The sequence below is a fragment of the Erwinia sp. AK-PDG3-5 genome (assembly GCF_056821705.1).
In genome coordinates this window covers 1744304-1756992 of record NZ_CM165967.1, presented here as the reverse complement: position 1 = coordinate 1756992, position 12689 = coordinate 1744304, and the positions used below count along the sequence as shown (strand labels likewise).

General features: G+C 49.9%; 11 protein-coding genes. 8 read left to right on the top strand and 3 right to left on the bottom strand.

Going from position 1 to position 12689, the window contains the following annotated elements:
- Positions 1-91 precede the first annotated feature (91 nt).
- The 3 genes from AC1UKS_RS07895 to AC1UKS_RS07885 are packed head-to-tail and all read left to right on the top strand — an operon-like array spanning position 92 to position 3838.
- Positions 92-847, top strand: a complete 756-nt coding sequence (locus tag AC1UKS_RS07895; RefSeq protein WP_482436323.1) for a gluconate 2-dehydrogenase subunit 3 family protein — start codon at positions 92-94, stop codon at positions 845-847.
- 1 nt (position 848) lies between these two features.
- The gene (locus tag AC1UKS_RS07890) at positions 849-2615 is read left to right on the top strand and encodes a GMC family oxidoreductase (protein ID WP_482436322.1); all 1767 of its coding nucleotides are present in this window, start codon (positions 849-851) and stop codon (positions 2613-2615) included.
- Entirely contained in the window at positions 2612-3838 is a 1227-nt protein-coding gene (locus tag AC1UKS_RS07885; protein WP_482436321.1) for a c-type cytochrome, read from the top strand. Before AC1UKS_RS07890 ends, AC1UKS_RS07885 begins: the two co-directional genes overlap by 4 nt.
- A 112-nt stretch (positions 3839-3950) precedes the next feature.
- Here AC1UKS_RS07885 and sbmC read toward each other — a convergent pair whose 3' ends face one another.
- Together sbmC and AC1UKS_RS07875 are read right to left on the bottom strand one after the other, a co-directional pair.
- On the bottom strand, positions 3951-4418 hold the full coding sequence (sbmC, locus tag AC1UKS_RS07880) for a DNA gyrase inhibitor SbmC (protein WP_482436320.1): 468 nt from the start codon (positions 4416-4418) through the stop codon (positions 3951-3953).
- Positions 4419-4526: 108 nt separating this feature from the next.
- Positions 4527-5444 (bottom strand): LysR family transcriptional regulator, encoded by a 918-nt coding sequence (locus AC1UKS_RS07875; RefSeq protein WP_482436319.1) that lies wholly within the window; start codon positions 5442-5444, stop codon positions 4527-4529.
- A gap of 96 nt (positions 5445-5540) precedes the next feature.
- Between AC1UKS_RS07875 and AC1UKS_RS07870 the strand changes: the two genes are divergently transcribed.
- The gene (locus tag AC1UKS_RS07870; protein WP_482436318.1) at positions 5541-6251 is read left to right on the top strand and encodes an SDR family oxidoreductase; all 711 of its coding nucleotides are present in this window, start codon (positions 5541-5543) and stop codon (positions 6249-6251) included.
- A 35-nt stretch (positions 6252-6286) separates the two neighbouring features.
- Here AC1UKS_RS07870 and dacD read toward each other — a convergent pair whose 3' ends face one another.
- On the bottom strand, positions 6287-7456 hold the full coding sequence (gene dacD / locus AC1UKS_RS07865) for a serine-type D-Ala-D-Ala carboxypeptidase DacD (protein ID WP_346566637.1): 1170 nt from the start codon (positions 7454-7456) through the stop codon (positions 6287-6289).
- 272 nt (positions 7457-7728) lie between these two features.
- On the opposite strand from dacD, the gene AC1UKS_RS07860 reads away from it, so the two are divergent.
- The 4 genes from AC1UKS_RS07860 (at position 7729) to AC1UKS_RS07845 (ending at position 12539) form a co-directional block, all read left to right on the top strand.
- Positions 7729-8877: an acyltransferase family protein gene (locus AC1UKS_RS07860; protein ID WP_482436316.1), complete on the top strand. Its 1149-nt coding sequence runs from the start codon at positions 7729-7731 to the stop codon at positions 8875-8877.
- 255 nt (positions 8878-9132) lie between these two features.
- A complete protein-coding gene (locus AC1UKS_RS07855) occupies positions 9133-9489 on the top strand; it encodes a GtrA family protein (RefSeq protein WP_482436897.1) in 357 nt (118 codons plus the stop codon).
- Entirely contained in the window at positions 9486-10442 is a 957-nt protein-coding gene (locus tag AC1UKS_RS07850; RefSeq protein WP_482436315.1) for a glycosyltransferase family 2 protein, read from the top strand. The genes AC1UKS_RS07855 and AC1UKS_RS07850 overlap by 4 nt, the downstream gene beginning before the upstream one ends.
- 63 nt (positions 10443-10505) lie before the next feature.
- Positions 10506-12539, top strand: coding sequence for a hypothetical protein (locus AC1UKS_RS07845; RefSeq protein ID WP_482436313.1), 2034 nt, complete (start codon positions 10506-10508; stop codon positions 12537-12539).
- Positions 12540-12689: the final 150 nt, after the last annotated feature.

Sequence of the window (12689 nt, the reverse complement as noted above, 5' to 3'; positions counted from 1 at the left end):
ACAACAACATCTGTTATACATAATACTGTCGTCTTGCTCATATTTTTACACTTTAGATATAACTTTACAGACTGGAACAATAGGAAGCTCAATGCGCAAACCCACTTCAACGCAGCCTGGGGTCACCCGGCGGCAGGTTTTGACATGGTCGACCGGCGCGATAGCGGCTACCGCCACTGGCGTTGCCAAAGCCGTCACCCTTACCGGTGCCCCAGGCTGGACACCTTTTTCAGACAACCCACCCGAAACCTTTGATTCCACTGCCCTGCTGTTTTTCACCGAGGAAGAAGCCGCAACGATAGACGCCATCGTTGACCGCTTAATCCCGGCCGATGAGCTGAGCATGGGTGGTAAAGAAGCCGGCTGTACCGTGTTTATCGATCGCCAGCTGCACGGTTTTTACGGCACCTTTGAGCGCCTGTATATGGAAGGTCCGTTTGAAAAAGGCGTTCCTGAACAGGGCGATCAGTCCCCGCTGGTGCCCCGACAGCGTTATCGCCTGGGCATTGCCGCTCTTAACACCTACTGCCAGACCAGTCATCAGAAAGCCTTTAAAGACCTGACTGCCGCCCAGCAGGACGACATTCTGCATGGCCTGGAAAACGGCAAGATTACGCTGGACGGTTACGACAGCGCCTCATTTTTTGCGCAGGTGCTGACCAACGCCATGGAAGGCTTCTTCGCCGATCCGATATATGGCGGCAACAAAGACATGGTTTCCTGGAAGATGCTGGGCTTCCCAGGCGCACGTTATGATTATCGCGACTACATTGGCCGCCATAACCAGGACCTGAAGCTGCTACCGGTGAGCATAGCCGACCTGCCAACCCAGAAAAAAGGATCCTGATATGGCGACCAAACTACCAAAAACAGATGTGGTCATCATCGGCCTGGGCTGGGCTGGCTCGATCATCGCCAATGAACTGGCCGATGAAGGGCTAAACATTGTCGGCATTGAACGCGGCCCGTGGCGCGATACGGCGCGGGACTTTAACGTCGCCACCATTACCGATGAGCTGCGTTATGTGCAACGTGAAGAGCTGATGCTGCGCACCCGCCAGAACACCTGCACCATGCGTAACAATCCTTCACAGACCGCCTTACCGATGCGTAGCTGGGGATCGTTCCACCCCGGTAACGGCACCGGCGGCGCGGGCAACCACTGGGCGGGAATTACCTTCCGTTTCCAGCCGGAAGAGTTTCGTCTGCGCAGTCATCTGACCGAACGTTACGGCGCAAATGCCATCTCTTCCGATCTTTCGCTGCAGGACTGGGGCGTGGATTGGGACGAAATTGAAAAGCATTATATGCAGTTCGAACGTGTTGCCGGCACCTCCGGCAAAGCGGGCGTACTTAATGGCGTGAAGCAGGCAGGCGGCAACCAGTTTGAAGGCTCCCGCTCCGGTGAATATCCGACGCCACCGATGAAGCAACCTTACGGCCCGACGCTGTTTGCCGAAGCCGCCCGCAATATGGGCTATAACGCCTTTGCCGTGCCTTCATCGCTGGTGTCCGAGGCCTACACCAACCCGTATGGCGTGACCATGGGGCCCTGTACCTTCTGTGGCTACTGCACCAACTACGGGTGCGCTAACTACTCCAAGGCCAGCGCCATCACCACCGTTCTGCCGGCCCTGATGCGCAAACCCAACTTTACCGCGCATACCAGCAGCGAAGTGTTGCAGGTCTTAACCGACTCCACCGGCAAAAAAGCCACTGGCGTCACCTTTATCGACTCCAGCGGCGATGAATGGGAGCAGCCGGCGGATTTGGTGATCGTCGCGGCCTACACCTTTGAGAACGTGCGTCTGATGCTGCTTTCCAACATCGGCAAAGCCTACGATCCGGTGACCAACACCGGAACCACCGGCCGTAACTATGCCTACCAGACCGCAAACGGCGTCACCCTGTTCTTTGACGACAAGAATTTCAACCCGTTTATTGGTGCCGGTGCCGTCGGAATGGGCATTGATGATTTCAATAACGATAACTTCGACCACAGCGGGCTGGGCTTCTTCGGCGGCGGCAGTATTCGCGTGACGCCAATTGGCGCGGCGCCCATCAACAGCCGCCCGGTACCGCCAGGCACGCCAAAATGGGGATCCGACTGGAAGAAGGCCACGGTGAAGAACTACCTCAGCACCATGTCAATCGGGTGTGAGGCCAGCAGCTATACCCAACGCACTAACTATCTGTCGCTGGATCCGAACTACAAAGATCCGCACGGTCGTCCGCTGCTGCGTATCACCTTCGACTTCCCGGAAAACGATTTGCGTATGGCGCAGTACTGCACCGGAAAAGTGGCTGAAATTGCCAAAACCATGAATCCGCGCCAGATCGTTTCCAAGCCGACCAGCGGCCACTGGAACAGCGTGCCCTATCAGTCTTCCCACGTTTGCGGTGGCTTTGTCATGGGTGCCGATCCGTCTAACAGCTCGGTGAATAAGCATCTGCAGGTCTGGGATGTGCCGAATCTGTTCGTAGTCGGTGCGTCTGCCTTCCCGCAAAACCCGGGATATAACCCGACTGGCACCGTCGGCGCGTTGGCCTTTAAGGCCGCGCACGATATCCGCCAGTACTATCTGAAACGTCCAGGGGAGATGATTACCGCATGAAAAAGCGCACGCTTTTCGCACTGGCTGCGATCTCACTCGCGGTGCTCGGCGTTTCTGAAGCCTGGGCCCAGCCGGAATACGATCAGATTGAACGTGGCCGCTACATCGCCACGCTGGGTGACTGTACCGCCTGCCATACCGTCGATCCGAAAAAACCCTTCGCCGGTGGCGTTGGCCTTAACACGCCTTTCGGTAAACTGGTTGGCGCCAACATCACTCCCGATCGTGACACCGGTATAGGCAACTGGAGTTTTGATGACTTCCAGCGCGCCATGTCCGAAGGGATTGGCCACGGTGGCAAGCGGCTGTACGGCGCCATGCCGTTCACCGCCTATACCAAAGTCTCCCGCCAGGATAACGCTGACCTGTGGGCGTATTTGCAGAGCCTGCAACCCATCCATCAGGAAATTGAGTCCAACCAGCTGCCCTTTCCGTTTAACGTCCGTACCAGTCTGATTGTCTGGAACTGGATGAACTTCGATAAGGGCGAATTCAAGCCGGATATGAGCAAATCGGCGGAATGGAACCGTGGCGCTTACCTGGTTGAAGGGTTAGGCCACTGCGGAACCTGCCATACGCCGAAAAACATACTCGGCGGTGACAAGAACAGCGCGTTCCTGTCCGGCGCGGTGGTCGAAGGCTGGTGGGCACCGAATCTGACCAGCGATGAGCATGCCGGTTTAGGCAAATGGACGCAGGAAGATATCGTCAGCTATCTGCGTACCGGCGTAAACCGGTATGACATCGCGTCCGGGCCGATGGCGGATGCGGTGAAGAACTCGACGCAATACTGGCGCGACGAGGATCTGAAAGCGGTCGCCACCTACCTGAAAGCCACGCCAAAACAGGGCGACGACAAGCCGGCAGCACTGGCCGCAGACGACAGTCGGATGAAAACCGGTGCAACGATTTATGAAGCGAAATGTTCTGCCTGCCATGCGCCTCAGGGCCAGGGCGGTAAGAATATCTTCCCTCAGCTGGCCAATAACCCGCTGGTGAATGCGCCGAACGCCACCTCGCTGATCCATGTGGTGGTTGCGGGCAGCCGTGGCGTGGATACCGATACCCGTCCAACCGCGCCAGCGATGCCTTCGTTTGCCGGCACCTTAAGCGATGAGGAAATGGCCGAGGTCATTACCTACGTTCGCAACAGCTGGGGTAATGCCGCATCACCGGTCAGCGCTGGCGATGTGAAGGACCTGAAGGAAGAACTGCGTAAATAGCGTCGCAGCGGAGCCTTGCAGGCCGTTTTAAAACCTGCACGGTAAAACCGGCTATGCCGCTTGCAGGGTTAGCAACAAGAGCAGCGTGAGGGATTGCGCTGCTCTTTCATTTCTAATCCGCCTTGCTAACCGGAATATAGAGCTCGATATCCCATTCGCCGCTCTGCGAACCGTCGTTCAGGTAGTGATCAAAACAGGGCCCTTCCGCCATCACATACCCGCTGTCGGGCAGCCACTCATCGAAAAATTGATACCAGGGTTTAGTGAAGTCACCGTCGTTCACATGCACCAGATTCATCGCATAGGTTCCGGCGGGAATAATACTGAGCCTGGCGCCCTCACTCCCTTCAGGCAGCTCGAAGTCGGTCGGCACGCCGATCACCGTTTCAATTTTCAGCTCTTCCGCGGGCACCGCCCGCGGATTACCGTGATACACGCCCATCCATGGGCCCATCACATTATGCTTACTGGTCCAGGCCACCAGTTTGTCAAAGCCTTCGGGTGCGGTGACTTCCCACGGGCCCACAAGATGAAAACCGGCTGTTTTGCTCTCTTCGCGCTCAACGATTTCAACATTCATCTTCTTGCTCCTCATTAGGATAACTGGTTAAACATACAGTCAGAAGCATGGATGATCGAGTAAAAAAGCCGCTGAAATGTTGTTTTGCGAGCCAGCCTGCAAAAGACTTTAGTCGGGCCGGGTCAGGCTGAAATCCTGCCACTGTTGGGCGAGTGCCTCGCGCAGATAATCGACAAACAGCCGCACGCGCGGAGGCTGTTGCTTGCCATTCAACCAGATAGCATGCAGTGGTGCGGCGGGAAGAGGATGGTCAGGGAGCACCTGAACCAGCTTGCCTGATGTGAGGTCATCTGCCACATCCCAGACAGATTTCACCACAATGCCGGCACCGTGCAGCGCCAGGCCGTGTGCAGCCTCCCCGGTATTGACGTGAAAACGGGCGTTGATCTGTACGCTGCGCTGCGATCCCCCGGCGCCAAAGGTCCACTCGGTGACCGGGTTATCGCCAGAGATAATGCAGCTGTGCGCGCTTAACTCCTCCAGTGACAGTGGCTCACCGGCCTGCTGCAGATAGGCAGGAGACGCGCAGAGCACCCGCTGATTTGGCACCAGTTCCCGTGCGACCAGCCGGGAATCCGCCAGCGCGCCGTAGCGTATTGCCAAATCGTAACCACTGGCCGCCAGATCGATCACCCGGTCGCTCAGGTGCAGATGCAATTTGACGCTCTGATGCTGTTGCATAAATCGGGTGACAATCGGCGACAGCCAGCGCTGCCCCATACTGTGGGAGGAAGTAATTCGCAGGGTGCCGCTGGCTTTGCCCAGCCTTGAGGAGAGCGCACTTTCTATCGAGTCAAGCTCCTGCTGCAGCCGTTGGGCATGCTCGGTAAACACCAATCCTTCATCGGTCAGCGAGACATGCCGCGTAGTGCGATGAAACAGACGCACGCCAAGCTGCTGCTCCATTTGCGTCAGCCTTTTACTGACCACAGCCAGCGATAATCCCAGCTGTCGCCCGGCCGCAGAGAGTGAACCACAGGCGACGATGGCGTTGAATAAGGCGATGTCACGGATATCTTTCAGCATAGCGATTCTCAATGTAGCGGCAACAATCCCTTGCAAGTGTTGCATATTCCGTCAAGAAAGCGAGAGGCATAAGCTTGAGGAAAACCTGAGGAGAAGATGATGACTTTTAAACAACAGCAAGTATTAGTGGTAGGCGGCAGTTCCGGGATCGGTGAAGCCATCACGGCGGCATTTGTGGCTGAAGGTGCCAGGGTGACCATTGCCTCACGCAGTCTGGATAAGCTGCAGGCTGCCGCAGCCCGACTGGGAGACGTCGAAGTTGCCGTGCTGGATACCGCCGACAATCAACAGATTGAACAGTTCTTTGCTGCGCATCCGGCCTGGGATCATATTGCGATTTCAGCAGCACAGACGCCGGGCGGACCGGTGAAAAGTCTGCCGCTGGACAGCGCTTACAGCGCAATGGAGAGTAAGTTTTGGGGAGCCTACAGGGTTGCCCGAGCGGCCAACATTGCCGAACGCGGCTCGCTGACTTTTGTGTCGGGATTTTTGAGCGTCCGTCCTGGCAAAACGGTTTTGCAGGGCGCCATCAACGCGGCGCTGGAGTCATTAGGACGGGGTCTGGCGCTGGAGCTTTCGCCGGTGCGCGTGAATACCGTTTCCCCTGGCGTGATTGAGACGCCGCTGTGGGCTGGCATGGAGCACGCAGCAAAAGCGCAATTCTTTGCCACTCTGCGCGAATCGTTACCCGCCAAAACCCTGGGGCAGCCGGAAGATGTGGCGCGCGCGGTGCTGTTTCTGGCCGGAAATGCCTACACCACCGGTTCAACCGTGCTGGTGGATGGCGGTGGTGCCATCAAGCCTTAAGCAGCAGGCGGCCCATTGCGGGCCGCCTGTTTCACTTACAGCTTCTGTTTGATGTAGTCTTCGATGCGGGTAATAATGCCTGCTTCCTTCACTTCCTGCAGGGCAACCAGCGGATAAGATGCCAGCGTCTTGTCGCCATCGACCAGTTGAATCGATCCCACCTGCTCATGGGCCTTCAGCGGTGCTTCCAGATCTTTACGATCGATAACGTATTTCGCTTTAATCTTTTTCACTTCATCACGCGGCAGAGCCAGATAGACATCTTTATCGCTGCCAACGGAGACCTGATGCGGATTGCCGTACCAAACGTTTTCATGACCAATTTCTTTGCCAGCATGGAACAGCTGCACGGTATCGAAATTGTTCTGGCCCCAGGTCAGCAGTTTACGCGCCTGCTCTTCACGCCCTTTGGTACTCTTTCCGCCCATGATCACCGCTATCAGACGACGCTGCCCGTCCACGCTGGAAGCAATGATATTAAAACCGGCGCTTTCGGTATGGCCGGTTTTCAGACCGTCGACGTGCAGGGTTTTATCCCATAACAAACCGTTACGATTCTGCTGGGTGATGCCGTTCCAGGTGAGGGATTTTTCGCCATACATCTGATAAAAATCGGGCTCGCCGGAAATAATCGCCCGGGAAAGCTTCGCCAGATCCCCGGCGGTAGTGAACTGACCTGGCGCATCCAGACCGTGAACGGTTTCGAAATGGGTGTTGGTCAGACCCAGCTTGGTGACGTACTGGTTCATCTGATCAACAAAAGCTGACTGACTGCCTGCCACATAATCCGCCAGCGCGACACATGCATCGTTACCGGAGTCAATAATCACGCCACGACTCAGATCGCGGACGGAGACTTTCTCGCCAGGCTTGAGGAACATCAACGACGATCCCTTAAACACCGGATTGCCCGCACCCCACGCATCCTGCCCTATCGTTACCATGTCATCACGCGTGATGCGCTTGGCATCAATTGCACGGTCGACCACATATCCCGTCATCAGCTTGGTGAGGCTGGCTGGGTTGCGACGCTCATCGGCGTTGCCCTGGGTTAACACCTGGCCGGTAGTGGCATCCATCAATACCCAGGAAGCGGCATCGACAGAAGGAGGCGTCATAGGAAAGGCCAACGGATTGTCATCGGCATGAGCCAGGGAGGCAAAAGCCAAAACCACACTAATACTTGCAAGCTGACGCTTCTTCAACGGAACACCCTCAATAATCTGCTGTGTAAAAAAACCAGCCTGTTTTACGGGATCCTGTGCATCATTGTATGAATAAATTGCAAGAAAATATTAATTTTCAGTCGATTAGATTGGTGATTAGTTGAGCGAAAGTTATCAACGGCACAACCAGCTATTAACAAAAGCCCAGGGATATTCTGATAAATTTTACTTTAGGAACAACAGACCTTGTTTCAGCTGACCTGTCCTTTACGCTTGGCTTACGAAAATTTACACAAGTATGAGGATTTACTATGTCTGCCACACGAGGCTGGTCGACAGAACTTGAGGGGCTGCGAGGCATCGCATCGCTCTGGGTTCTGGTTGGTCATATCAGTTTACTGATTCATTGCCATATCACGCTGATCTCCTCACCTGGCATTGGTGTGGATCTCTTTATTCTTCTCTCTGGCTACCTGATGGCCAAAAACTATGTTGAGCGCCAACATAAAGAGCCGTGGCAGAGCGCCAGCACCATCAAGACCTTCTGGACGCGCCGTTTTTTCCGTATCGCCCCGCTCTACTATTTACTGCTGATTATCGCGCTGGTATACGGCCCGTGGTTCGGTGAGATGCGCGACACCATCGCCCACTTCTATTCCGGCACGGCAACCGAGTCATCCCGTTACTCGGATCAGTCGCTGGCAAATATCCTGACCCATTTCAGCTTCCTGTTCGGCCTGTTACCAGCTTACGGTTTTAATACCGTGCTGCCAGACTGGAGCATCGGGCTGGAGATGCAGTTCTATCTGTTGTTCCCGTTCATCATGCTGGTGACCATGCGCTTTGGCTACGCCACCTCGCTAATTGGTTTTATGGTGCTGTGCTGCGTGGGCCGCTATGTGCTGGCGGACTACTATGAAGCGTTCGAAATGCCTTCAATGATCCTGATAAAGCTGAATATGTTCCTGTCCGGCATGCTGTTGGCTGAAGCCGTGCGCCGTAAAGCGCTGCTGTATGTCGCCTTTGCGCTGCTGGGTCCGGTTGCCAGTAAGGTGATTGGTCTGGAAGCCATTCCGCTGCAGCTGGTGATGGAAGTGCTAATGATTGTCGGCATGGCCGCGATCCTCTGGCAGTACGCCGAAGGCAGCCTGATGACCAAGGTGATTGCCCTGCCCCGCAAGCTGCTGAACAACCGCGTCAGCACCTGGTTAGGTGACGTGTCCTTCTCGGTCTATCTGCTGCACCTGTTGATAGTGATCCCAGCCATTGCGCTGCTGCTGACCCACACCGGTCTGGGCGGTAAGAGCGACATGATGCGCTTCGTCACGGTCTGTGCCATCTGCATCCCGATTACCTATGCGCTGGGATCGTTGCTCTATCGCTGCGTTGAAAAGCCTGGGATTTTGATTGGGAAGAAGGTGCTTGGTTCAAAGACTATAAAGCCACAATTAGCTGAGTAAAATTAAAAAAGTGGGTTTGATTATTACATAAAAAACAAACCCACAAGTACATACAAAACAATGAGTTACCCTAGCGCGTAAGACAACAAAATAATTAAGTACAAAATATAGTCTTCTAATAATCGCCCTCTTTACATTAATCATCCGATACTTTATCAAAAAAAAAACACCATTGCCTTGAAAGAATCTTAATAACTGCTAAAATTCCAGTTATTTAAAGGGCCTTAGACATTGCCAAGCCAGAATACTTTGCCAATGCAGTCTATAAAATATGCATTAGTAGGACTCGCCAATACAGCAATAACTGCGGTAATTATATTTTTATGTATGAAAATCGGCCTGTCTTTATATTTCTCTAATGCCTTGGGATATACTATCGGTATTGCTTTTAGTTTTCTGGTAAATTCTTTGTTTACGTTCACAACTCCTCTTACCAAAGTAAAATTCGTAAAGTTCATCATTTGTGCATTCATCTGCTACTTAGCGAACCTAATTGTAATTAAAGTACTCATCCACATCTATCCTGAGTCTGTTTACCTTGTCCAATTGTCAGGTATGATAATTTATACAATCTCTGGATTTATCATTAATAAATACTGGGTAATGAAATGAAAGCGACGCTGCCAACATTGGCAATTATTGTCCCTTGCTACAATGAGCAAGAAGTTCTTCCTGAGTGCATTAAGACATTGACAGGAATCATAGAACAGCTGATCATCTCGAATAAAATACACGAACTTAGCCATGTTATTTTTTCTGATGATGGTAGTAAAGAAAGGACTTGGGAAATTATTGAACAGGCAAGCAGTGTCAATAAACATGTCAAGGGCATTAAACTTTCACGCAACCGAGGGCACCAAATTGCTCTTCTTGCTGGATTACAATCTGCTGATACAGATATGACTATCAGTATTGATGCAGACTTGCAGGATGATTGCTCGGTTATTGAAAAAATGGTGGACAGCTATCACAACGGCTGTCACGTAGTCTATGGCGTGCGGAATGATCGCAGTAGCGATAGTGTCTTCAAAAGAAAAACGGCTGAATACTTTTATGCATTTATGAAATGGATGGGTGTGCAGCAGATCCCAAACCATGCAGATTTTAGACTATTAAGCCGAACAGCAAAAAATGCCCTCATGGAATTCAAAGAACAAAATCTATATCTTCGTGGACTGGTACCTTTAGTCGGTTTCAAAGACGATAAAATATACTATTCACGATCTGTTAGAACCGCTGGCGAATCAAAATATCCTTTAGGGAAAATGATTGCTTTAGCAATCGAAGGTATCACATCCTTAACAGTTACGCCTCTAAGAATGATTGCTGTTCTTGGTTTTTCCATAAGTATTATATCTACCCTCGCAGCCCTTTATGCTATTTTTGAGAAGATAATTGGTAATACTGTGGAAGGTTGGACATCAGTTATGATAGCAATTTTCTTCCTAGGTGGCGTTCAAATGTTATCACTTGGCGTAATCGGTGAATATATTGGTAAAATATACATCGAAAGCAAAGGAAGGCCGAAATTCTTCATTGAGAAGAAAACGGAAGATAATGAGTAAATTGCAAAGTGTAGTTGATTGATTGCTAGCCAACTATTAAGAAAATTTGTAAATGGTGATGAAATGTCTTTGTTTAAAGCAAAAAATACACTGTGGATTTTCATTATCCTTATTGCAGGGATAGTGATTCATACCGCCACATTCATAAATACTGAACAACATATCTATTTCTGGGATTACAATGGTTACTGGAGAATATGGGAAAATTTCTCAAAATTACTCGTTAGTAAGCCTGGGGAGTTTTTCACTGCTTTATATGGCAGTATATACAATGAAGACTACAATGCTTTGCCTGTTGCGTTGATCACACCCTTTTATTACCTTAGCTTACCGTCCAGACTGACGTATATACTTTCTCTTCAAATATTATATTTTGTGCCGGTTGTGTATCTTTTTTATAAGTGTACGCAGTGCGTCTTGGAGGAAAAGGCCCCTCTTTTCAAATGGTGGATACTCATTGTCACAGCGAGTTTTGTAGCATTTTGGTCACCAACTTTAAAAGGTTACCCTGACATTTCAGGACTAATTGGAATACTATTGGCAACACTGTTAGTACTGAAAACGCCACTTATCGAAGGTGTCGTTTGGAAAAGAGCAATACTGATCGGGATCTTCCTTTGGTCAGCATTTTTGTTCCGTAGATGGTATGCTTTTACAATTGTGACGTTATATCTAACCTTACCTGTATTAAACTTCTTAATCTATTCAAAAAAAGGAGGAAGGGTAAAAAATGCCAGAAACATTATCCTCAACTTTTTCCTTTCCGGGGTTTTTTCAGTCATTCTCGCGATTTTATTTCAGAAGAACTTGATTGTCCGTGTATTAACCACGGATTATTCGGTAATTTATTCTGCTTATCAATCCCAATTATCAACATCCATCTATAATACCGCGTATGGTATTGGGTTGTATTTGTTCCCAATATTTATCGTAGGTCTGATTTTTGCAGCTTTTGAGAAAGATAAAAAGGCTAAGATATTTGTGGCTTTTTGCTTAGTGAACTTATTTTTAAGTTTCTATCTTTTTACACGAACTCAAGCGCCAGGCGTTCAGCATTGTTTGCCATTCGCAATGTGGTTCTTGTTCGTTTCAATTTATGGCATATATAAAATTCTGACAGCAATCAAGAATTCCGCAGCACAAACACTACTGATTGTCTTAATCTGCGCATTATCTTTGCTTGTTAATATTGTCTCGACCGTTCCGGCATTTAAAAACTTCAATTCATTGGCAGGGTTTTTCCCTACCCGTGCTTACCCACTACATATCGATAACTACAAAAATTATGTTCTGTTTATTGAAAAACTTGAATCACTAACTAAAAACTCTAAAGAGAAAATCACGGTTTACAGTTCAAGCGGTGTATTAAATGATGACATGATCAAAACCATGGCGCATCGTGGTCTTGATAACACAATAGAATATACTTCGCAAGTTGATCTTAGAGATGGCATACGGTTAGAGGCTTTAGAATCAAGGTATGTCGTGGTCGTTACCCCTGTGCAAACTCATATCTTGGCCAGTGGCCAGCAGGTGATTACTATACCCGCAAACTCTCTTTTAAAGCATGAAAACATTGGTAACGCATATACGCAAATCGGCAACGGTTTTACCTTATCGAAGGGTGCTACAGCGTATATCTTTGAAAAAAATCGTAACTTTACGCCTGACGAATACTTCGATTTTATTTCATTGTTCTCAAAGTCTTATCCAGATTGGTTAGATAAATACACTACCGGATTGAACTCCGCATGGATAACAGCCTTAGTCACCAAAGGTGATATTTGGGGGGAATTCAACCTTAACGACAATGGCACTATTTCAGCACACCCCGGCCAAAACAGTCCTACTGTTGTTAATTGGTACTTAAGAAAAGTGGCGAGTCTAAAAATATCCTCAATTAGTACCAGCTGTCCAAATGCAGATGGCATTGATGTCACTATTGAAAATAATGAGGGTAAAACTGAAAAAGTACATATCCCTAGCGGTGGCACTAAGATTCTTGACACACATGATTTTAATGGGATGAAATCAACTCTGACCATTGATAAACATCAAAATGCAGGCTGCGATTCAATCCTTATCCAGCAACAATAGTCCGTTTGAGGTGCCTGACAAGCACCTCACTTCTCACCTTTCCCCCTTATAGGCATAGTCGAAATCATACTTTCATGTATGCTCCCCCCATTCCATATTTAAGAAATGACTGATTTTAAAGTTGATTTTAATTGTAAACTGCACTAATAT